Origin of the sequence: Variovorax boronicumulans NBRC 103145 (genome assembly GCF_001591345.1) — a bacterium.
GTDB lineage: Bacteria > Pseudomonadota > Gammaproteobacteria > Burkholderiales > Burkholderiaceae_C > Variovorax > Variovorax boronicumulans.
In genome coordinates, this window is the sequence record NZ_BCUS01000054.1 from 19707 (window position 1) to 40917 (window position 21211).

Here is a 21211-nt window from a genome sequence, read left to right on the forward strand (position 1 = left end):
AAACACCACCCTGCGTTCTTTCAGCCCGCGACGAAGTCGCGCAGCGCGAACAGCACCTCGTCCGGCGCCTCGCTCATCAGCGCGTGGCCGGCATGCACCGTCACCACCTTGGCGTTGCGCGCTTTGCCCACCAGCGCCTTGGTGGCGCGCGGCGGCGTCATCTGGTCGGCGTCGCCCAGGAGGAACAGCACGGGGCACTGCACCTTCTCCATCGCCGCTTCGCCGTTCGCGTAGTCGTTGCAGGCCTTGAAGCCGATGTGGAACACGTTGGCCTCACGGTTGCTCGCGAGCACGCGGCGCATCAGCGCGCGCGAGCTGCCGTACAGCCAGGTGCCCGGGCCGAGCGAGGAGGGCGGCGGCGCCAGCAGCGAGTGCGAGAAGGTGTTGACCATCGCGATGGCGCGCTGCGGATCGCTCACCGAGCTTTCGAGCAGCGCGGGCGACACCACCATCGGGTAGGCCGTGCCGACCATCGCGAGCTGCGTGATGCGCTCGGGCGCGCGTGCCGCGGCTTCGAGCGCGATCAGCGAGCCGAAGCTGTGGCCGACCAGCGCGGCCTTGTGCACGCCGGCCGCGTCGAGCAGTGCGATGACGAACTGCGCGGCCTCTTCCACGCTGGCCGGCGGTGCGCCGGCGCTCTTGCAGTGGCCCGGCAGGTCGACCGCCAGCACGTTCCAGCCGTGGTTGGCGAACCAGCGGCTTTGCAAAATCCACACGCTGTGGTCGTTGAGCACGCCGTGGATGAACACCACCGTGGGCTTGGCCGCATCGAAGGGCTTGCCGGCGGTGTAGCAGTAGGTGTCGTGGCCGTTGACGGTGTAGTTCATCTCAGGCACCCGCCTTTTCCGCGGCCTTCAGCGCGCGCTTGAGGTCGTCGATCAGGTCGGCCGGGTCTTCCAGGCCGATCGACAGGCGGATCGTGCCCTGCGAGATGCCCGCGCCCGCCAGTGCCTCGTCGGTCATGCGGAAGTGCGTGGTGCTGGCCGGATGGATCACCAGGCTGCGGCAGTCGCCCACGTTGGCCAGGTGGCTGAACAGCTTGAGCGCCTCGATGAAGGCCTTGCCCTGCGCGCGGCTGCCCTTGATGTCGAAGCTGAACACGGCGCCCGCGCCGCGCGCGCCGTGGCGCAGCAGCTTCTGCGCGAGCGCATGGCTTGGGTGCGACTCGATCAGCGGATGTCCCACGCGCGACACGAACGGATGGCTGGCCAGGAACTCGACCACCTTCTGCGTGTTGTCGATGTGGCGCTCCATGCGCAGCGGCAGCGTCTCGATGCCCTGCAGGATCAGCCACGCCGTGTGCGGGCTCATCGAGGCGCCGAAGTCGCGCAGGCCTTCGCGGCGCGCGCGCAGCAGGAAGGCGCCGACGGTGCTTTCCTCGCTGAAGACCATGTTGTGGAAGCCGTCGTAGGCCTGCGTGAGCTCGGCGAACTTGCCCGACTTCTCCCAGTCGAAGCTGCCGCCGTCGACCACCACGCCGCCGATCACGGTGCCGTGGCCCGACAGGAACTTGGTGGCCGAGTGGTAGACCAGGTCGGCGCCCCAGTCGAAGGGCTTGATGAGGTAGGGCGAGGTGAGCGTGGAGTCGACCAGCAGCGGCACGCCGGCTTCGTGGGCGATGTCGCTCACGGCGGGGATGTCGAGCACGTCCAGGCCCGGGTTGCCCACGGTTTCGCCGAAGAAGAGCTTGGTCTCGGGGCGCACCGCGGCGCGCCAGGCGTCGAGGTCGCCGGGCTTCACGAAGGTGGTCTCGATGCCGAAGCGGCGCATCGTGTAGTGCAGCAGGTTCTGCGAGCCGCCGTACAGCGCCGTGCTGGCCACGATGTGCGAGCCCGCGCCCATCAGCGTGGCCACCGACAGGTGCAGCGCCGCCTGGCCGCTGGCCGTGGCGATGGCGCCGATGCCGCCTTCGAGCGCCGACACGCGCTGCTCCAGCACCGCGTTGGTCGGGTTGCTGATGCGCGAGTAGACGTGGCCGGCGCGTTCCAGGTTGAACAGCGCGGCCGCGTGGTCGCTGGATTCGAAGACGAAAGAGGTCGTCAGGTGGATGGGAACGGCCCGCGCACCGGTGGTGGGGTCGGGGGCGGCGCCGGCGTGCAGCGCGAGGGTGTCGAAACCGGGGTCGGAATAACCGGGCATGAAGGCCTTTCTGTTGTCTCTTCGCAATGCCCCGTGACGCCGGCAATGCTTGCACAGGCGACAGGGGCGTTCGGGTCGGCGTCGATTGTGGGCTATATTCAAATCGGCACGACGCCGAGAACGACGAATCCCCGAGAGGAGCACCACCATGAAAGTCAGCGACATTCTTCGCGTCAAGGGCAACACGCTCTTCACCACCACGCCCGACGACCCGCTGGCGGAAGCCGCCAAGACCATGGCGGACAAGGACATCGGTTCGCTGGTGGTCATGGAGCACGGCGACCTGGTCGGCATGCTCACCTTCCGTGAAGTGATCGTGGCGGTCGTCAACAACGGCGGCCAGGTCGGGACCACGCTGGTGCGCAAGGCCATGGACGACGCGCCCGTCACCTGCACGCTCGAAACCGACCTCGACGAAATCCGCCGCATCATGCTGGAGCGTCACGCGCGCTACATGCCCGTGATGGACAAGCGCATGCTCATGGGCGTGATCAGCTTCTACGACGTGGCCAAGGCCGTGGTCGACGCGCAGAACTTCGAGAACAAGATGCTCAAGGCCTACATCCGCGACTGGCCGGAAGACGAGAGCAACGAAAAGGCCGGCTGAGCCTTTTCAGCCAGCCACTGACCGACTCGCCGTCGGCCCCTTCAAGCGAACACCGAGGAACCGGCTTTGCCGGGCCTCAGGTGTTGCCCCCGGTAGGGGGTTGGCGAAGCGACACGAAGTGCGCGCAGCCTGGGGGCGAGCTTCTTACTCCTTGATGTTGGCGGTCTGCACGATCTTTTGATTGCGTGCGTACTCGGCCTGCACGAACTTCCCGAACGCCTCCGGCGTTCCGCTGCCCGGCAATGCGCCTTGCTCCGCCAGCTTGGCGCGCACGCCTTCCTCCTGCAGCACCGCATTCAGTTCCTGGTTGAGCCGCGCCACCACGGCCGGCGGCGTTTTCGCGGGCGCGAAGATGCCGGTCCAGCTCACCATGTCGTAGCCCTTGAGGCCGGGCATCTCGTTGAAGGTGGGCACCTGCGCGAGCGCCGGCAGGCGCTGGCTGCCGGTGATGCCCAGGGCCTTCAGGCGCTTGCCGTTCACATGCGGGATGGCGCTGGTGCTCACCAGCATCGCGAGGTCGACTTGGTCGCCGATCACGTCGGTGGCGATCTGCGCACCGCCGCGGTAGGGCACGTGCGTCACGAAGATGCCGCTGCGCTCCTTGAGCAGTTCCATCGCCAGCTGCAGCACGGTGCCCACGCCGGAGGTGGCGTAGTTGTAGTGGCCCGGCTGGGCCTTGGCGAGCTTCACAAAGTCGGCGTAGCTGCGCACGTCCAGGCCGGGGCGCGCCACCAGCACCATCGGCGCGGTATTGAGCAGGCCGACGGGCGCCAGGTCTTTCAGCGGATCGAAGCGGAAGGCTGAAGGGTTGACCAGCCGGCCGATGGCGATGGCGCTGTCGGGGCCGACCACCAGCGTGTAGCCGTCGGGCGCCGCGCTCACGGCCTTGGCCACGCCGATGGCGCCGCCCGCGCCGCTCACGTTCTCGATCACCACCGACTGCTTGAGCCGCTCGCCCAGGCGCTGCGCCACGAGGCGGGCGTTGACGTCCACGCTGCCGCCGGCCGTGAAGGGCACGATCAGCGTGAGGGGCTTGGCGGCGGGCCAGGCGGGCTGCGCGAGGGCACCGGTGGGCAGGGCGGCGCAAAGCGCTGCGGCGGCGAGGATCAGGCGGCGGTTCGTGGTCATGGCGGGGTTCATCCGGGGAAGGGAGTGGCGGAAGGCGTGGGTTCGCAGGGCAGGCGGGCGCGCAGCGCGTCGAAGTCGACGCTCCATTCGGCGCGCCACTGGCGGCGCTGCGTGTCGTCGATCCACGCGCCATCCAGGCCGTTGTGCATGAAGCCGCGCAGGTCGTCCAGGCCGAAGCCGAAGTCGCGCACCATCATCAGCCAGGCGCCCGTGGGCGTGACCTGGTGCAGCGTCGGGTCGTCGGTGTTCGGATGGATGCGCAGGCCCAGGCCGGGCATGCGGCGGATCGGATGGTCCAGCGCCCAGCGCTCGGGCGGCAGCGTGCGCAGGTAGTAGGAGTTGGTCGGCACCACGGTGAAGATCACACCGAGCTCGGCGCACTGGCGCGCGAAGTCGGGCTGGTCGACCACCGTGTAGCCATGGTCGATGCGGTCGACCTGCAGCAGCTCGAGCGCGGTGCGCACGTTGGTCCAGGGCATGCCGAACTCGCCGGCGTGCGCGGTGGTCTTCAGGCCGGCCTTCTTCGCATCGGCATACGCCCGCGCGAACAGCTCGGGCGGCCGGTCGTTCTCGCGGTAGTCGATGCCGATGCCGATCACCTCGTCGCAGCGGTGGGACTGGACCCACTCGACCATCTCCACCGCCGCCTCGGCGCTGGCCTCGCGGTCGATGGCGGCGATGAGCCGTCCGGTGATGCCGAACGCCTGCTGCGCATCGTGGATCGCGCGGACGATGGCGCCCTGCGCGAGCGGGTAGGCAATGCCCGAGCCGTGCACCGTGCCGGTCGGGTTCCAGAAGAACTCGGCGTAGCGCACCTGGTGCGAGGCCGCGTCCTGCAGGTATTCGAGCGTGAGCTGGTACAGGTCGTCGGCGCTGCGCACCAGCTGGGCGTCGAGTGCGCGCAGCACGCGCAGCACGCCCACGGGCTTTTCGCCGCGCGTGTAGAAGCCGTCGATTTCCGCGTCGGCCAGCGGCGCGCCGGCGCGCCGGTTGAGTTGGCGGAAGGTGTCGTGGCGCACGGTGCCGAAGAGGTGGCAGTGCAGCTCCACCTTCGGAATCGCGCGCAGCATCGCTTCGAGCGTTAAAGGAGCGGCGGCGGGCGCAGGCGCGGCAAGGGTCATGCGGCGCAGTCTAGGCAGTGCGTGCTCATAAGGAAAATTTTGAATTTCTATAATTTGATTCATTGAATAGATAACCAGGACGCCCATGGCCGCCTTGCCCCTGCGTGCGCTCACGCTGCGCCAGTTGCAGTGTTTCTCGGTGCTGGTCGAGGAAGGGCACTTCGGCCGCGCGGCGCGCCGGCTCGCCATCACCCAGCCCGCGCTGAGCAACGCGATCAAGCAGATGGAAAAGCTGCTCGGCGCCGAGCTGCTGACCCGCTCCACCCACCGGCTCGAACTCACGCCCGTCGGCGCCGAGGTGCTGGCGCGCACCGACTTCCTGGTCCACACCTTCGAGGTGGCGCTGCGCGACATCGAAAGCACGGTGCAGCGCGGCCGGGCCTACGTGCGCGTGGGCGTGATCCCCTCGGCCAGCGCGCGCGTCGCGGCGGCGGCGGCCGGTTTCCTGCAGCAGCGCGGCGAGGTGGAGCTGGCCTGGCGCGACGCGCCCTCCACGGTGCTGCTGGCCGAGCTGCGCAGCGGCCAGCTCGACATGGCCGTGGCCGCGATCACCGAACCGCCCGGCGGCCTGGCATGCATCGACCTGTTCCGCGATCCACTGGTGCTGGTGGTGCGCAGCGATCACGCGCTGGCGGCGGCCGGCGAGGCGCGCTGGGAGGCCATCGGCAGCGAGCGCCTCGTGCTGTTCGAAAGCGGCAGCATGCCGGCGCTGGGCGACCCGGCGCGCGCGCAGTTCGCGCAGGGCGCGCAGCCGTACCGCGTGAGCTATTCCGAAACGCTCTACGCGCTGGTGCGCAGCGGGCAGGCGCTGGGGCTGATGCCGCGGCTGTACACGTCGTCGCTGCGAGACCCCGAGCTGGCCGTGGTGCCGCTGTCGGCGCCGCGCATCGAGCGGCGCGTGGTGCTGGCCTACCTGCCGGGGCCGATGCGCAACGTGGCGGCGCAGGAGCTCATCGGGTTCCTGCGCGAGCGGTTGCCGCAGGCCTAGGCAGCCTCCAGCATCGCCATGCGCGTTTCGCTGCCGAAGCGCTCCAGCGTCCAGCCTTCGCCGAGCATGAACATGCGCGTGTGCAACTGCGACAGCGTGTCGCTGTCCACTTCGTCGCCCAGGTAGCTCAGCCGTTTCTCGCGCAGGTCGACAAAGCCCGTCGTGTAGTCGCGCCCCAGGCGCAGCCACAGCGCGTGCGCGCCCGGCGACTGGCGCGCGCCGCTCATCAGGCACATGCCGCTGCCCAGTGCCCAGCGGTACACGGCCGTGGCCAGCCCGCGCCGCTGGTAGGCGGGGTCGTACTGCGAATGCGGCGCGCGGATGTGGCGGTCGGCGCGGCGGTCGAGCTCGATCAGGCGGTTGAACACGGTGTAGCCGACCAGCCGCTGGTGGCGCACGTCTTCGATGTACACGTAGGTCTCGCCGTCGGCCTCGCGAAAGCGCGCGCGCAGGTCGGGGTCGTCCAGGCGCAGCGCGGGCAGGTCCTGCACCCGGTCGCCCATCGCGCGCATGCGCTCGTACACCGGTGTCAGCGGCTCGCTCGGGCGGCCCTTCTTCGGATCGACGTCGATGCGCAGCTCGGCCGGGCTCAAGAAGCGGCGGCGCAGCGCGTCGAACGACAGCCAGGCGGGCCAGGGTGGCAGGGCAGGCGAAGGCGAAAAAGGAACGGAAGGGGAGCAGGCAAGAGCCACCACGGGGAAATCCTCACGACGAAACACGACGGCGAAGCGGGCGAGGTCCTTCCGCGCGGCGTAGGGCCGGAGGCGGGAAGAAGGTCGGACGCTGGGGGAAGTGGTGCGTCGCCCGGGCCGATCAGGGCCAGGACGCGCGACCGCGCGGGGCGGGTGCCCGACGGTCGATGTGCGCTGAAGAGAAAAGGAGGCTGACCGCCGGGCTCAGGGATGTGCGAGGGTCTGCTGCGACCTCGCCGTCATCGCCGCGGGTGCGCGCACGCGCGCGTCGCCCGGGGCCGCAGAGGCCGCCGCGCGATCGAAACCGGGGATGAAAACCATGACGTTCATAGGGTCGATTGTAGGAAGCCGGGGGTGTTCGGGCAACCAAAGCCCCCGCGGTCTCTGCCAGATTGAACGCGGGTTGCGCTCAGTGCAGTTCGTCGGCCGCGTGGATCGTCTCGCGCACGCGCGGGTAGATCTGCGTGTTCCATTTGCTGCCGCTGAACACGCCGTAGTGCCCTACGCCGGCCTGCAGGTGGTGCGTCTTGAGGTACGGGCGGATGCTGCTGCACAGGTCTTGTGCGGCCACGGTCTGGCCGACCGCGCAGATGTCGTCGCGCTCGCCTTCCACCGTGAGCAGCGCGGTGCGCCGGATGGCCGCGGGGTTCACGGTGCGCCCGGCCACGGTGAGCACGCCGCGCGGCAGGTCGTAGGTCTGGAACACGCGCTCGACGGTCTCCAGGTAGAACTCGGCCGGCAGGTCGTTCACCGCCAGGTACTCGTCGTAGAACTCGGCGATGGTGCGGGCCTTGTCGAGTTCGCCTTCGACCAGCAGGCGCTCCATGTCCTCGAACTGCTTCTTGTGGCGCTCGGGGTTCATGCTCATGAAGGCCGTGAGCTGCAGGAAGCCCGGGTACACGCGCCGCATCGCGCCCGCATGCGGCCACGGCACATGGCTGATGAGGTTGCGGCGGAACCAGTCGATGGGCCGGTCGGTCGCGAGCTTGTTCACGGCGGTCGGGTTGATGCGGCAATCGACCGGCCCCGCCATCAGCGTGAGGCTGCGCGGCGTGGCCGGGTGGTCGTCTTCCGCCATGAGCGCGGTCGCGGCGAGCGCGGCCACGCAGGGCTGGCACACGGCGACCATGTGCGCGCCCGGGCCCACGGCCTCGACGAAACGCATCAGCTGCAGCGTGTAGTCGTCCAGCCCGAAGCGGCCCTGCCACAGCGGCACGTCGCGCGCGTTGTGCCAGTCGGTCAGGTACACGTCGTGGTCGCGCAGCAAGGTGCGCACGGTTTCGCGCAGCAGCGTGGCGAAATGGCCCGACAGTGGTGCGACCAGCAGCACGCGCGGGTGCACCGCTTCGGTGTGTGCCTTGCGAAAGTGCAACAGCGTCCCGAAAGGCGAGACCAGCGCGACCTCTTCGTGCACGGGCACGTCGGTGCCGTCCACCACCACGCTGTCGATGCCGTAGGCCGGCCGCGTGTGGGTGAGCCGCATGCGCGAGAAGACCTCGCAGCGCGCGGCCATGCGCCGCAGCGCGGTGCGCTCGGTGCCGTCCTGCCAGAGGGCGCGGCCCAGGTACTGCGCGGTGAGCCGCCATGGCGAGAGCAGGTCGGCCTGGTTCTGGTAAGCGCGGTACAGCATGCCCCCGCTGCAGGCAAGTTGCGGGCCAACCGTGTGGCACGGCGCTTGCACACACCCCGCATCGTCCAAGGAGTGTCGCGATGGCCAAACCCGTTCTCACGATCAGCAGCAAGAACTACGGCGCCTGGGCGCTGCGCGGCTGGCTGATGTGCAGGCTCGCGGGGCTGGACTTCAGCGAGAAGGTCATCCCGCCCGACGACCCGGCCATGAAGGCCGAGATGCTGTTGCTGTCGTCGTCGATGCTGGTGCCTTCGCTGCAGCATGGCGGCATCAAGGTGTGGGACACGCTGGCCATCGGCGAGTACCTGAACGAGATCAAGCCCAAGGCCGGCCTGCTGCCCGCCGACGCCGCGGCGCGTGCGCACTGCCGTGCCATCTGCGGCGAGATGCACTCGGGCTTCGCCTCGATGCGCGGCGCGCTGCCGATGAACATCAAGGCCCGCTTCAAGAACTTCAAGGTGTGGTCGCGCGCGCAGGGCGACATCGACCGCATCGTCGCCATCTGGCGCGAGTGCCTGAAGGCCTACGGCGGCCCCTTCCTGTTCGGCAAGCAGCCCGGCATGGCCGACGCGATGTACGCGCCCGTGGTCACGCGCTTCCTGAGCTACGACGTGGCGCTCGACAGCGTGTGCGCCGCGTACTGCAAGCGCGTGATGGAGCTGCCCGCCATGAAGGAATGGGTGGCCGCCGCGCTGCAGGAGCCCGACGAGATCGACGAGCTCGACGCGGAGTTCTGACGCTGCTTCTTCACGCGCTCGCAGGCGGCAGGCCGAGGCCGTCCTGCCGCAGCCGGCGCTCGATGCTCTGCGCGGCCTGCTGCAGGTCGCCCAGGTGTGCCGTCACGATCTCTCGCTCGCTCTTCACCGCCGGCAGCCACGCGCAACTGAGGCAACCCACCACCTGCTCGCCCAGCCGCACCGGCACCGACACCGCGCCGAAGCGGTCGGGCGAATCGAGGCTGGTGGAGGTGGGGTCGCGCGCTGCGTAGCCCTGGTCGCGCGCATGCGCCACCATGCGGCGGATGCTGTCGGGGCGCCGCGCGCCGCGGTCGAAATCGTTGGGTGAGCGCGCCAGTGCGGCAACGATTTCTCGCCGTTCATCCTCGGGGCAGAACGCAAGGTAGCAGCGCCCCAGCGACGAGAGCAGCATCGGCGGACGAAAGCCCAGCGCGCGGTAGTTCACGGCGAGGCCGTTGCGCGGGCGGTCGGTGTCGAGGATCAGCATCGCCGTGCCGTCTCGCACGCCGAGGTCGATGGGCCACGGCACCAGCCGCTGCAGCGTGGCGCGCGGCGATGCGGCCAACGCCGTGAGCCGCGTGCGCCACGCGGCTGCAGCCCCTGACTGGCCGGTGGCCGAGGTGGGCACGTAGCGTTTCTCCAGCTCGTTGCGTTCCACCCAGCCGGCCTGCTGCAGCGTCTTCAGGATGCGCAGCAGCGTGGCTTTCGACAGGCCGGTCTGCCGGTGCAGCTCCTGCAGCGTGACGGCCGACGAACGCTGGATGGCCAGCATCACGTCGAGCCCGCGGCGCAGGGCATCGATCGACTTCACGCTGTGCGCGCCGCTGGTATCCGACATGCCGCCTCCGAAGAAAAAAGGTTCACTCAGTGAAACTATATCTTCTGGCCGCGCGGCGCGATTCCTACAGTCCGACGACACCCCCACGTCGTCCCACCGAGAAGGAAAACGCAAGATGTTCCACCAACGAAACATGCTCCGTGCCGCTGCAGGAGCCATTCTTTTGCTGTGCGCCGCGACAGCGGCGCTGGCGCAATCGTGGCCCGCGAAGCCGGTCACGCTGGTCGTCGCCTACCCGGCCGGCGGCGACACCGACGCCATCGCGCGCACCTACGCCGAGAAGCTCGCGCAGCGCCTGGGCCAGCCGGTGCTGGTCGACAACCGCCCCGGCGCGAGCGGCATGATCGGCAACGCCTGGGTCGCGAAGGCGCCGGCCGACGGCTACACGCTGCTCTTCACGCCCAGCACCTTCCCCATCGCGCAGCACGTGCTCAAGGCCGGCCCCGGCGTGGCGCACGACGTGGTGAAAGACTTCACCCCCATCGTCAAGACCGGCAACATCCCGGTGCTGATGGTCACGGCGCCCACGAGCGGCATCCAGACCGTGGCGCAGCTGGTGGCCGGTGCCAAGGCCGGCAAGGCCTTCACCTACGGCACGCCGGGCGCGGGCTCGCCGATGCACATCGCGGGCGAACTCTTCAACAAGGACGCCGGCGTGGCCATTGCGCATGCGCCGTACCGCGGCGTGGCGCCGGTGGTCAACGACACGCTGGGCGGCCACGTGAGCGTGGGCTGGATCACGCCCGGCGCGGTGGCGGGCCACATCGCCGCCGGCAAGCTGGTGCCGCTGGCCGTGGCCGAGCGCCAGCGCACGAAGCTCATGCCCAACGTGCCCACTTTCCTGGAGCTGGGCTACCGCGACATGGACGTGAGCGCCTGGATGGGCCTGCTCGGCCCGAAGGCCCTGCCGGTCGAGGTCGTGCAGACGCTCAACCGCCACGTCAACGAGATCCTGAAGATGCCCGACGTGCAGGCCCGCATGGCCGCGTTGGGCATCGAGCCCGTGGGCGGCGAGCCGGCCGTGCTGGCCCGCCAGATCGCTGACGACGACCAGCGCTTCGGCAAGCTGGTGCGCGAGTTCGGCATCCGCGCCGATTGACCCCCGACACCCAAGGAGACGATGCATGTTGAGCGAAGAAAAGAACCGCCTGCTGACCGAAGTGGGTCCGGGCAAGCCCATGGGCGACTACCTGCGCCGCTACTGGCACCCGATCGCCGGTGCCAGCGAGTTCGACGACAAGGCCGTGAAGCCGCTGCGCATCCTCGGCGAGGACCTCGTGCTCTACAAGGACCTGAGCGGCAACTACGGCCTCGTCGACCGCCGCTGCCCGCACCGCAACGCCGACATGTCGTACGGCTACGTCGAGAAGTGCGGCCTGCGCTGCAGCTACCACGGCTGGCAGTACGACACCAGCGGCCAGTGCATCCACCAGCCGTTCGAAGAAACGCTGGACCCCGACGCGCGCATGCGCAGGAACACGAAGATCAAGGCCTACCCCGTGCAGGAAAAGGCCGGCCTGCTGTGGGCCTACATGGGCCCGCAGCCCGCGCCGCTGCTGCCCGACTGGGAGCTCTTCAACTGCAAGAACGGTTTCGCGCAGGCCGTGTTCGCCGAGATTCCCTGCAACTGGTTCCAGTGCCAGGAGAACTCCATCGACCCCGTGCACTTCGAGTGGACGCACAACAATTGGACCACGCGCCTGCAGGGCGACGAAGGCCCTTACGTGCCCACGCACCTCAAGCTCGCCTTCGAGGAGTTCGAGCACGGTTTCGTCTACAAGCGCCTGCGCGGCGGCGAGCGCGAAGACAACGTGATGTGGACCACCGGCCGCGTCACGCTGTGGCCCAACGGCTTCTTCCTGGGCCACCACTTCGAATGGCGCGTGCCCATCGACGACCACCACACGCTGAGCGTGCTGTGGGTGCTCAGCCGCGTGCCGACCGAGCAGGAGCCGTATGTGCAAGAACGCATTCCCTCGTGGTACGGCCCCATCAAGGACCCGGCCACGGGCCGCTGGATCACCAGCCATGTCGCCAACCAGGACTTCGTGGTGTGGGTCGGGCAGGGCACTGTCACCGACCGCACGCGCGAGAAGCTCGGCCAGAGCGACAAGGGCATCGTGATGATGCGCCGGCGCTTCTTCGAAGAACTCGAGTCGATGCAGGCCGACCCGTCGCACGAGCCCAAGGGCCTGATCCGCGACCCCGAGAAGAACCGCGACGTGTTCCTGCCCTCGGCCTGCCGCGACGAGATGCTGCACGGCCTGCCGCGCGAGGAGCTGGCCGCGCATCCGCTGCTGGGGCCGTACCTGAAGGACTTCTTCGGGCAGGCCGGGCAGCCCGACGATGTGCGCGCGGCGTATGAGCAGGCCATCGGGCAGAAGGTCGAAGGGGCGCAGTTCTTCAAGGTGCACGGCGGTGGGGCGGACACCGAGGTGGAAACGCAGGAAGCCGCGTAACGCACGCCGCGATCCGGGTCTTTGCGTCGGGGCTCGCCTCGACGCGAACAGCGTGTGAACATCCCGTGTCGGGAGCACACGCCGTGAAGTTTCGTGATCGCACACACGCCGGCCGCCAGCTCGCTGCGTTGCTGCAGCGGCGCGGCGGTTTTGCGGACGCCGTGGTGCTGGCGCTGCCGCGCGGCGGCGTGCCGGTGGCCTTCGAGGTGGCCCGCGCGCTGCGGCTGCCGCTCGATGTGCTGGTGGTCCGCAAGCTGGGCCTGCCCGAACAACCCGAGTACGCCTTCGGCGCGCTCGCGGGCGACGGCGTGCCCGAGATCGACGAACACCTGGTGCGCACGCTGGACCTGCGGCCTTCGGAGATCGATGCCGTGGTCCGTGCCGAACTCGCCGAGTTGGCACGCCGCACGCAGGTCTATCGCGGCGATCGCTCTGCGTTCGAGGTGCAAGGTCGCACGGTGCTTGTGATCGACGACGGGCTCGCCACCGGTGCCACCATGCGCGCGGCCGTTCGCGGGCTGCGGCGGCAGAGCGCCGGCACCGTCATCGCCGCCGTGCCCGTGGCGTCGCCCGAGGCCTGCGAGGCCTTGCAGCGCGAAGCCGACGACGTGCTGTGCGTGCGCTGCCCGACGGTGTTTCGCGCGGTCGGTGCCTGGTATGAAGACTTCTCGCAGACGACGGATGAGGAGGTCTGCACGCTGCTGGCGCAGGCCTAGCGCCTGAACATCCGCAGATCGAGCGCGCTCTCTTCGCCCAGCCACATCGCATGGGCCGTGTGGTCCGCGAAGTCGTCGCCGGTCACGCCGTGCACGAAGATGTCGAGGCCGTTGCGGTTGGCGTCGAGCCAGCCGATGACTTCGTCGAACTCGGCGGCGTCGAAGGCCAGCTGGCAGCTCCAGTGCGGGTGCGGACCGACGAGGCGTTCGTGCACCCGGCCCACCACCACCATCAGCTCGCGGCCGGCGCACTCGCTGAGCTCGCGCGCCTGCGCCAGCGTGGCGGGGGCGAAGTAGATGTGGGCGTGGTACTGGGCGTAGAGGTTTTCAGGGCGGCGCGGCATGGTGGGCTCATTGTGAACCGAGGCGGAAGCGTCCGCTGTAGCGAAACACATCGCCGAACCAGCGGTGGCGCAGCAGCATCTTCATCGTGAAGTGGTCGGGGTCGGACGGATCGGGCCGTTCCTCGACGTAGGCTGTGCCGAGCAAGAGGCCCAGCGGCAGCGGAATGCGCAGCCCCGCGAGGCGCCAGATGTAGCCCCGGTCGCGGAACACGAGCGCGCCGTCTTCCGCGCTCACCGCCAGGCGCATGCCGATGCCGAAGCGCACGTATTCGATCACCTCGCTGCCTTGCGCCGCGTCGTGTTCCATGTGCGAGCGGAAATGAAAAGGCGGCCTGTTCGGAAAGTGGAAGACGCGGTCCCAGTAGAGGTGGGCGTTGTCGGGGCGGCAGCGGTAGTGCACCTCGATCGGCACCTGGGTACCCTGGTGCGGAACCAGCGCGCCGAACAGCCGGCCGAAGGGCATCAGCAGCGCGGCCCACGGGGCGTGCCAGACCTCGCTCATCGTGCCGCGCACGCAGACGTAATCGTCGGAGAACGGCGCCATCGTGTAGTGGCGGCGAATCACGTCACCGAGCTGGTTCCATGCGGGGCCGAGCGCCTGCTGGAAGACAGGGGGCACGCTCATCCCGCCACCGCCTGGGTGGCTTCGCTGCGCGCCTTGTAGAAGCGCAGGATGTTCTCGGAAGCGTCGCCCAGCAGGAACTGCATGACCGGGTCCGCATACCAGTTGAAGCGCGTGCTCAGCCGCCACGACACCGCGACGCGCAGTTCGGTGCCGCCGTCGCGCGGGGTCAGGGTGTAGGTGGCGTCGCGCAGGTCGAAGTACTGGCCGCCGATCATCACGTGGTCGTCGAGCGCACCGGCGGGGAAGGAGTCGGGCGTGAAGCGAAAGCGCCACTTCAGCAGGCGATCGGGCTGCCACTCGGTGACGACCTCTTCGAAATGCACGTTCTTCTGCCACTGCACCTGGCGCACGCGGCCCTCGGGCGTGTCGACGGTCACGCCCGACATCGGCATCGGCACGCCGACGCGGTAGGCCCACGCGTCGCCGACTTCGCTGGGGCGGATGTCGCGCGCGGCGTTGAGCTCGTGCCATACGCGCTCGGCCGGCGCCGCGATGAAGAGCGTGCGCGAGGTGTTCGAGAACTGGTCGGGGTTGGGCCATTGCGGCTCGATGCCGCCGAGCAGCAGCGGCACCAGGGCGACGCTGTACAGCGCGGGCTTCGGCCAGTTGGTGATGCGGCACACGATGCCCATGGCCAGTCCGCCGACACTGCCCATCACCGCGAACAGCGGCACGATGAAGGCGGCGCAGATGATGCCCTCGATGAAGACCATCAGCGTGCCGCCCACGAACAGCGCGGTGGCCACCCACGGCGCCCAGAGGTAGTAGCCCCAGCTGCGCCGTTCGATGCGCTCGGCCAGGTACACCGTGACCGCGCCGCACGCCGCGGGCGCGAAATAGACGAAGGAGCCCAGCATGGCCGAGAAGGGCTGGCCGGGGCCGCCGCTGAAGACGAGGCGCAGCACGAGCGCCAGCGCCGCGCCGGCGAACATGGGCCAGAACCAGCCGAAGGGCATGCCGCGCACGGGCTTGGGGGCCGGCACGTCATCGTTGGCAGGCAGGTCGGCGAGTTTGCTTTCTTCGGGCTCGGTGCGCATGGAAATCTCTTCTCCTCTTTTTTGTGCAGTCTCAGCTGGCGCTGCGCCGGGCCGTCACCATGGCGTAGTCGAAGTCGCGCCAGAACATGCCCAGCGCGAGCGCGCAGTAGCTGGCCACGATGTGCTTGCGGCGCCAGGGGCTGAGCTTGCCGCGCGCCTTCCACAGTTCGGCCAGCGTGAAGCGGGTGGCCAGCACGGGGATGTGCAGCGCGCTTGGTGCCACGCGCCAGCGCAGCGAGGTGAACGCGATGTCCTCGAAGCCGTGCGCGCGCAGCGCGGCCGTGAAGTCGTCGCGCACCGCCAGCGTGGGCACGGCCCAGCTGTCGGCCCACAGGCGGTGCAGCCAGCCCGCGAGCCGGCCCGGCCGGCGGCGCAGCAGGAAGCCGTCGACCACCACCAGCCGCGCGCCGGGCTTGAGCAGCCGCGCGGCCTCGCGCACGAAGTCGGCCTTGGCGGTGCCCTCGGCATAACAGGCGCTTTCGAGCGCCCAGGCCCCGTCGGCCTGGGCGGCGGGCAGGCCGGTGCGGGTGTAGTCGGCCTCGACGTGCGCGACGCGGTCGGCCACGCCGGCGCGGGCGTCGAGCCGCGCGGCGATGCCGTTCTGCACCGGCACGTTGGTCACGGTGACCGCATGCAGCGCGGGGTCGTCGCCGACCAGCGTGCGCGAGGTGGCGCCGGCGCCGCAGCCCAGGTCGAGCACGCAGCGCGGGCCGGTGGTGGCCGTGTCGAGCCGCAGCGCGCGGCCGACGGTGCGGTTCATCTCGATCAGCATGCCCTCGCGCCGCAGCGGGTTCAGGCCCAGGCGCCAGAAGCCGAAGTGCATGTTGTAGCTGGGGCTCCAGGCGCGGTAGTCGTCGGCGACCTCGGTGAAATAGTCCTGCGTGTCCTCGCGGCTCACGTGGCCTTCGACGGCAGGCGGCGCAGGCCGCGCGGTGCCGGGCAGGCGGAAGTCGGGCTGGAAGACGTCGGGCATCGAAAACTCCTTCGGACGTGAGCGGGTGGGGTGTGACAGCGTGGTTTTTTTCAGAGCTTGCAGTGGTCGTCGGCACAAGTGGCCGGCGCGATCGCACCGTGCCCCGCAAGCCGCAGGACCAGCCAGCGCGGCAGCCGGTAGCGGTTGCGCGCCAGCACCGCGTAAGCGCGGTCGGCCAGCCGGCCGACCACCGGCAGGTCGAGCACCGCGCCGCCGGCCGGCAGGCCCACCGCCGCGCGGCAGGCGCGGATCGCATCCACGCCCACGCGCAGCCGGCCTGCGGCATCGACCGCGTGCAGCGAACGCATCAGCGCCTCGCGCGGCGCCGGGCCGTCCGCGAAACCGACGGGCGAGCAGTCGACCAAGCGCAGCCGCTTCGCGCTGTCGCGCGCCTGCATGGCGCCCATCTCGGCCGTGCACAGCGGGCAGGTGGCGTCGAAATAGACGGTGAGCGGGTAGGTGGCGGGGGCGAAGCGGGTCATGGTGCTTTTGGTTCTCGATATTTCAGTCAAAACAGAAATAAGAAGGCAAAAAAAAGGACGCGGCCTTTCTCAGATCATGGGCAGGCTGGCGTGGTGCGCGTCGGGGTCGTCGCCCTTGCCCGCGCCAGGAGGGGCGGGGGGCGGTGCGCTGTCGCCACGCACGAACTTCTGCACGCTGGCGCCGAGTGTCAGCACCTTGTCGAGCGTGCCGGGCGACAGCCGCAGCATTTCGTCGGCCCAGGTGGCGAGCTTGGTCATGAGGTCCATGGTGGAGCGGATGCGGTCTTGCGCATCGGGCGGCTCCTTCTGGAAATCGGGGCTGGCGACGATCTCGCGCAACACGCGGATGGTGGGGTCGAACTCGCGCTCCTTGCGCTCGCGCACCACGGTGCGGAACAGCTCCCACACGTCGACGCTGGTCTCGAAGTAGTCGCGCCGGTCGCCCAGCGTGTGGGTGACGCGCACGAGATTCCAGGCCTGCAGTTCCTTCAGGCTGTTGCTGACGTTGGAGCGGGCCACGCCCAGCGTTTCCGACAGCTCTTCGGCGTGCATCGGCTTGCCGTGCGCGAAGAGCAGGGCGTGGATCTGCGAGACCGTGCGGTTCACGCCCCACATGGAGCCCATCTCGCCCCAGTGCAGGACGAACTTGCGTTGAATGTCGGTGAGTTCCATGGCGTCGAGTTTAGGAATTCCTGAATTTCTGTCAAGACAGAAACAAAAAACGCTGCGCGGCGGCCGCAAAAGTGAAATACTGTATGAATAAACAGTTGTTTGCCTTGTTTCCTGTTTCCTTCCAAGGACTCGCCATGCCCGCCGCCCAGGTTCCCATCCACATCATCAAGGGCCGAGGCGCGGCCACGCGGCTCGCGCACCGGTTCTCCAAAGACGAGCGCAACGCCTTCGACGACGGCTGGGGCACGCTGGAAGAGGGCGAGGCCGAAGCCGCCGAACTGCTGCCGTTGGCCACCGAGGTGCGCTTCGAGGACGTGAAGTCGGTGCTCAGCAGCAACGAGTCACCCGACATCCCGTTCGACCGTTCGCTCAACCCGTACCGCGGCTGCGAGCACGGCTGCATCTATTGCTTTGCGCGGCCCACGCACAGCTACCTGAACCTCTCGCCCGGCCTCGACTTCGAGACCAAGCTCATCGCCAAGCGCAACCTCGTCGAGGTGCTGCGCGCCGAACTCGGGCGCAAGGGCTACCGACCCAGCAACCTCGCCATCGGCACCGCGACCGACTGCTACCAGCCCATCGAGCGCGAGCTGCGGCTCACGCGCGGCGTGATCGAGCTGCTGAGCGAAGTGCGCCATCCGTTCGCGCTCATTACCAAGTCGAGTGCGGTCGAGCGCGACCTCGACCTGATCGCGCCCATGGCGGCCGACCGGCTCGCGGCCGTGTACGTCACGATCACCACGCTCGACGGCGAACTGGCGCGCAAGCTCGAGCCGCGCGCCGCCGCGCCGCACCGGCGGCTGCGCACCATCCGCACCCTGGCCGAGGCCGGCGTGCCGGTGGGGGTGAGCGTGGCGCCGCAGATTCCGTTCATCACCGAAGACATGGAACAGGTGCTCGAAGCCGCCTGGGAGGCCGGCGCGCGCAGCGCCTTCTACACCGTGGTGCGCCTGCCGTGGGAGGTGGCGCCGCTCTTCAAGGAATGGCTCGAGCTGCACTACCCGCAGCGCGCCGAGCGCGTCATGGCGCGCATCCACGAGATGCGCGGCGGCAAGGACTACGACGCCGACTTCGCCACGCGCATGAAGGGCAGCGGCCTGTGGGCCGACCTGATCCACCAGCGCTTCCAGAAGGCGACCCACCGGCTGGGCTTCAACCGCGAGCGGATCGCGCTGGACACCGGGGCCTTTCGCCCGCCCGGCGCCGTGGGGCAGGGCAGCCTGTTCTGAACATCGCGCCGACGCGGTAGATTCGTGGCCGTGCCGGCTTCGGCACGCATTCGGCATCGGCTGCTTCAAACAAGGTCAAGGGCGCGCATGAACAGGGTCTGGCTCGTGGTGATGGGGGTTTCGGGCTGCGGCAAGTCCAGCATGGGCGCGGCGCTGGCCACGGCGTTCGGGCTGCCGCTGATCGAGGGCGACGACCACCATCCGCCCGCCAACGTCGACAAGATGAGCCGCGGCATCGCGCTCACCGACGCCGACCGCGCCGGCTGGCTGGCCACGCTGGGCCGCGCCCTGGCCGACGCGCCGCAGGGCGCCGTCATGACCTGCTCCGCGCTCAAGCGCAGCTACCGCGACCAGTTGCGCGCCGCCGCGCCGGGCCTGCGCTTCGTGTTCATGCAGATCGACCGCGCCGAAGCCGAGCGCCGCGTGGCCGCGCGCGCGGGCGCCGGGCTGCACATGTTCCCGGCCAGCCTCGTGGCCAACCAGTTCGCTACCCTCGAATCGCCGGTCGGGGAGGTCGGTGTGCTGGCGGTGGATGCGACGACGCCGCTGGCGCAGTCGGTCGGCGTGGTGCGCGACTGGCTGGCCGACGCCGGCTGAAGGGCGAGCGCCTTCCTTACTCGATGACTTCGGGCCAGTCCGTGTGGAAGAACTGGCCTTCGGGCTTGTCCACGCGTTCGTACGTGTGCGCCCCGAAGAAATCGCGCTGCGCCTGCAGCAGGTTCGCGCTCAGGCGCGCCGTGCGGTAGCTGTCGTAGTAGGCCAGCGAGGCGCTGAAGGCCGGCACCGGGATGCCGTTGCTCACCGCCAGCGCCACCACCTCGCGCCAGTTCTGCTGCGTGCGGTTCAGCAGGTCTTGAAAGAACGGGTCGAGCATCAGGTTGCCCAGCGCCGGGTCGCGGCGGAAGGCGTCGGTGATGCGGTTCAGAAAGCGCGCGCGGATGATGCAGCCGCCGCGCCAGATCGAGGCGATGCCGCCCAGGTCGAGCTGCCAGCCTTTCTTTTCGCCCATCGTCTGGATCAGGTCGAAGCCCTGCGTGTAGCTGATGACCTTCGAGGCGTAGAGCGCGTCGTGCACCTTGGCCACCAGCGCCTTTTTCTCCAGCGACAGTGCGATCTTCGGCCCCTGCAGCAGCTGGCTGGCCGCCACGCGCTGCTTCTTCTGCGACGACAGCACGCGCGCCTCGACGGCGGCGTTGATGGTGCTGATGACCACCGCGTTCTCGGCCGCGTTCAGCAGCGTCCACTGGCCCGTGCCTTTCTGGCCGGCCTTGTCCAGGATGAGGTCGACCACCGGCTGGCCCGTTTCCGGGTCTTTCTGCTCGAGCGCCTTGGCGGTGATCTGGATCAGGTAGCTCTGCAGCTCGCCCTCGTTCCATTCGTTGAAGATCGCGGCCATCTCGTCGGTCGTGAAGCCGGCGGCCTTGAACAGGCTGTAGGCCTCGCAGATCAGCTGCATGTCGCCGTACTCGATGCCGTTGTGCACCATCTTCACGTAGTGCCCCGCGCCGCCCGGGCCGATGTGGATCACGCAGGGCTCGCCGTCCACCTTGGCCGCGATGCTCTCGAAGATCGGCTTCATCACCTCCCAGGTCGACGCCGGGCCGCCCGGCATGATCGACGGCCCCTTGCGCGCGCCTTCCTCGCCGCCCGACACGCCCGCGCCGATGAAGCGCAGGCCCTTGGCTCCAAGGTAGGCGTCGCGCCGTTCCGTGTCGGTGTACAGGCTGTTGCCGCCGTCGATGACGATGTCATCTTTGTCGAGCAGCGGAATGAGCTGCTCGATCACCTGGTCGACCGGCGCACCGGCCTTCACCATGATCTGGATCTTGCGGGGCTTGGCCAGGCTCTGGACGAACTCCTCGAGCGTCTTCGCGCCCACCAGCTGCTTGTCGGGGTTGGCGGCAAGGAAGGCCTCGGTGGTGGCCTCGGTGCGGTTGTAGACGCTGACCTGGAAGCCGCGGCTTTCCACGTTCAGCACCAGGTTCTGTCCCATCACGGCCAGGCCGATCAATCCGAAATCGCTTTGCTTGCTCATGTGTGCCGGGCCCTTCGTGCGTGTGCGGTGGATGAAGCGGGCCATTGTGCCGGGCACCTGCGCGGCGCGGCGTCGGAGGGCGTCTATACCCGCTTGGCAAACGGGCCCGGGCTGGCTATGTTGGCGGGATGACTTCCGCCGCCATGCCCGCAGCCCCTGCTGCGATCCACACCTGGTCGACCGACACCGTGCCGCCGCCGCAGCGGCTGGACTACTGGATCGGCGCGGTCTGCGAAGGCTTTCTCGAAATGGACGTGACCAGCCCGCTGGCCGGCCGCTTCGGCGCCTCGCTCGAATCCGCGCCGCTCGGGCCGCTGCACGTGAACCGGGTGCGCGGCAGCGCGCAGGACGTCTACCGCACGCGCCGCGCCATCGCCCACAGCCGCCACAACTTCTACTACCTGCTGTGCAAGGCCGACTCGCCCTGGGTCGCGGTGCAGGAAGAGCGCTCGGCCCGCCTGCTGCCCGGCGACGCGGTGCTGGTCGATTCGCGGCGCTGCTACGCCTTTCACCTGCAGCAGTCCGCCGACACGGTGTCGATCGAGTTGCCGACCGCGTGGGTCGAGTCGTGGCTGCCCGACGCCGGCGACCACGTGGCGCGCCGCATCGATGGCCACAGCGGCTGGGGCGCGGCACTCAGCGGCTTCGCGCAGGCGCTGTCGCCCGAGGTGGCCCTGAGGCCGCCGCTGCCGGCGGCGCTGCTGGCCGACCAGCTCGGCGGCCTGCTGGCCCTGGCGCTCGGCCCGGGAGGCGGTGGGG

23 protein-coding genes are annotated in these 21211 nt (G+C 69.2%); 9 read left to right on the forward strand and 14 right to left on the reverse strand.

Going from position 1 to position 21211, the window contains the following annotated elements:
- Positions 1-20: 20 nt before the first annotated feature.
- On the reverse strand, positions 21-827 hold the full coding sequence (locus VBO01S_RS16815) for an alpha/beta fold hydrolase (protein ID WP_062476628.1): 807 nt from the start codon (positions 825-827) through the stop codon (positions 21-23).
- Between the two features lies 1 nt (position 828).
- Positions 829-2139: an O-acetylhomoserine aminocarboxypropyltransferase gene (locus VBO01S_RS16820; protein ID WP_062476631.1), complete on the reverse strand. Its 1311-nt coding sequence runs from the start codon at positions 2137-2139 to the stop codon at positions 829-831.
- A 148-nt stretch (positions 2140-2287) separates the two neighbouring features.
- Between VBO01S_RS16820 and VBO01S_RS16825 the strand changes: the two genes are divergently transcribed.
- The gene (locus tag VBO01S_RS16825) at positions 2288-2746 is read left to right on the forward strand and encodes a CBS domain-containing protein (protein ID WP_062476634.1); all 459 of its coding nucleotides are present in this window, start codon (positions 2288-2290) and stop codon (positions 2744-2746) included.
- A gap of 144 nt (positions 2747-2890) precedes the next feature.
- Here VBO01S_RS16825 and VBO01S_RS16830 read toward each other — a convergent pair whose 3' ends face one another.
- Together VBO01S_RS16830 and VBO01S_RS16835 are read right to left on the reverse strand one after the other, a co-directional pair.
- Entirely contained in the window at positions 2891-3874 is a 984-nt protein-coding gene (locus VBO01S_RS16830; RefSeq protein WP_062476637.1) for a Bug family tripartite tricarboxylate transporter substrate binding protein, read from the reverse strand.
- 8 nt (positions 3875-3882) lie between these two features.
- On the reverse strand, positions 3883-4995 hold the full coding sequence (locus VBO01S_RS16835; protein ID WP_255221133.1) for an adenosine deaminase family protein: 1113 nt from the start codon (positions 4993-4995) through the stop codon (positions 3883-3885).
- 85 nt (positions 4996-5080) lie between these two features.
- Here VBO01S_RS16835 and VBO01S_RS16840 point away from each other — a divergent pair, with 85 nt between their 5' ends.
- Entirely contained in the window at positions 5081-5983 is a 903-nt protein-coding gene (locus tag VBO01S_RS16840) for a LysR family transcriptional regulator (RefSeq protein ID WP_062476643.1), read from the forward strand.
- On the opposite strand, the gene VBO01S_RS16845 is transcribed toward VBO01S_RS16840, so the two are convergent.
- Both VBO01S_RS16845 and VBO01S_RS16850 read right to left on the reverse strand, forming a co-directional pair.
- On the reverse strand, positions 5980-6678 hold the full coding sequence (locus VBO01S_RS16845) for an N-acetyltransferase (RefSeq protein WP_370681200.1): 699 nt from the start codon (positions 6676-6678) through the stop codon (positions 5980-5982). The genes VBO01S_RS16840 and VBO01S_RS16845 overlap by 4 nt on opposite strands.
- 406 nt (positions 6679-7084) lie before the next feature.
- Positions 7085-8305, reverse strand: a complete 1221-nt coding sequence (locus tag VBO01S_RS16850) for a polyhydroxyalkanoate depolymerase (RefSeq protein ID WP_062476647.1) — start codon at positions 8303-8305, stop codon at positions 7085-7087.
- 80 nt (positions 8306-8385) lie between these two features.
- Between VBO01S_RS16850 and VBO01S_RS16855 the strand changes: the two genes are divergently transcribed.
- The gene (locus tag VBO01S_RS16855) at positions 8386-9042 is read left to right on the forward strand and encodes a glutathione S-transferase (protein ID WP_062476661.1); all 657 of its coding nucleotides are present in this window, start codon (positions 8386-8388) and stop codon (positions 9040-9042) included.
- Between the two features lie 10 nt (positions 9043-9052).
- Here the strand turns inward: VBO01S_RS16855 and VBO01S_RS16860 are convergent, their stop codons facing one another.
- Entirely contained in the window at positions 9053-9880 is an 828-nt protein-coding gene (locus VBO01S_RS16860) for a helix-turn-helix domain-containing protein (RefSeq protein WP_062476664.1), read from the reverse strand.
- A 115-nt stretch (positions 9881-9995) separates the two neighbouring features.
- Here VBO01S_RS16860 and VBO01S_RS16865 point away from each other — a divergent pair, with 115 nt between their 5' ends.
- The 3 genes from VBO01S_RS16865 to VBO01S_RS16875 all read left to right on the forward strand — a co-directional run bounded on the left by VBO01S_RS16865 (position 9996) and on the right by VBO01S_RS16875 (position 13055).
- The gene (locus tag VBO01S_RS16865; RefSeq protein WP_062476667.1) at positions 9996-10979 is read left to right on the forward strand and encodes a tripartite tricarboxylate transporter substrate binding protein; all 984 of its coding nucleotides are present in this window, start codon (positions 9996-9998) and stop codon (positions 10977-10979) included.
- Positions 10980-11004: 25 nt separating this feature from the next.
- The gene (locus tag VBO01S_RS16870; protein WP_062476670.1) at positions 11005-12339 is read left to right on the forward strand and encodes a Rieske 2Fe-2S domain-containing protein; all 1335 of its coding nucleotides are present in this window, start codon (positions 11005-11007) and stop codon (positions 12337-12339) included.
- 83 nt (positions 12340-12422) lie between these two features.
- Positions 12423-13055: a phosphoribosyltransferase gene (locus tag VBO01S_RS16875; protein WP_062476672.1), complete on the forward strand. Its 633-nt coding sequence runs from the start codon at positions 12423-12425 to the stop codon at positions 13053-13055.
- Here the strand turns inward: VBO01S_RS16875 and VBO01S_RS16880 are convergent.
- The 6 genes from VBO01S_RS16880 to VBO01S_RS16905 form a co-directional block, all read right to left on the reverse strand.
- A complete protein-coding gene (locus VBO01S_RS16880; RefSeq protein ID WP_062476676.1) occupies positions 13052-13399 on the reverse strand; it encodes a DOPA 4,5-dioxygenase family protein in 348 nt (115 codons plus the stop codon). The genes VBO01S_RS16875 and VBO01S_RS16880 overlap by 4 nt on opposite strands.
- Before the next feature lie 7 nt (positions 13400-13406).
- Positions 13407-14024 carry a DUF4166 domain-containing protein gene (locus VBO01S_RS16885; protein ID WP_062476679.1) on the reverse strand — a complete coding sequence of 206 codons (618 nt, stop codon included), beginning with the start codon at positions 14022-14024 and terminating at the stop codon, positions 13407-13409.
- Positions 14021-15061 (reverse strand): SRPBCC family protein, encoded by a 1041-nt coding sequence (locus VBO01S_RS16890; protein WP_062476682.1) that lies wholly within the window; start codon positions 15059-15061, stop codon positions 14021-14023. Before VBO01S_RS16890 ends, VBO01S_RS16885 begins: the two co-directional genes overlap by 4 nt.
- Positions 15062-15092: 31 nt before the next feature.
- Entirely contained in the window at positions 15093-16034 is a 942-nt protein-coding gene (locus VBO01S_RS16895) for an SAM-dependent methyltransferase (protein WP_062476685.1), read from the reverse strand.
- Positions 16035-16084: 50 nt separating this feature from the next.
- A complete protein-coding gene (locus VBO01S_RS16900) occupies positions 16085-16516 on the reverse strand; it encodes a thiol-disulfide oxidoreductase DCC family protein (protein WP_062476688.1) in 432 nt (143 codons plus the stop codon).
- 69 nt (positions 16517-16585) lie between these two features.
- Complete coding sequence (locus VBO01S_RS16905; protein WP_062476691.1) at positions 16586-17188, reverse strand: GbsR/MarR family transcriptional regulator; 603 nt, start codon at positions 17186-17188, stop codon at positions 16586-16588.
- A gap of 134 nt (positions 17189-17322) precedes the next feature.
- On the opposite strand from VBO01S_RS16905, the gene VBO01S_RS16910 reads away from it, so the two are divergent.
- Both VBO01S_RS16910 and VBO01S_RS16915 read left to right on the forward strand, forming a co-directional pair.
- On the forward strand, positions 17323-18417 hold the full coding sequence (locus tag VBO01S_RS16910; RefSeq protein ID WP_062476694.1) for a PA0069 family radical SAM protein: 1095 nt from the start codon (positions 17323-17325) through the stop codon (positions 18415-18417).
- A gap of 87 nt (positions 18418-18504) precedes the next feature.
- A complete protein-coding gene (locus VBO01S_RS16915) occupies positions 18505-19014 on the forward strand; it encodes a gluconokinase (RefSeq protein ID WP_255221134.1) in 510 nt (169 codons plus the stop codon).
- A gap of 16 nt (positions 19015-19030) precedes the next feature.
- Here VBO01S_RS16915 and gnd read toward each other — a convergent pair whose 3' ends face one another.
- Entirely contained in the window at positions 19031-20452 is a 1422-nt protein-coding gene (gnd, locus tag VBO01S_RS16920; protein WP_062476705.1) for a decarboxylating NADP(+)-dependent phosphogluconate dehydrogenase, read from the reverse strand.
- A 128-nt stretch (positions 20453-20580) separates the two neighbouring features.
- On the opposite strand from gnd, the gene VBO01S_RS16925 reads away from it, so the two are divergent.
- Positions 20581-21211, forward strand: a 631-nt coding sequence (locus tag VBO01S_RS16925) for an AraC-like ligand-binding domain-containing protein (protein WP_502688668.1), incomplete at its 3' end; no start/stop codon positions are given.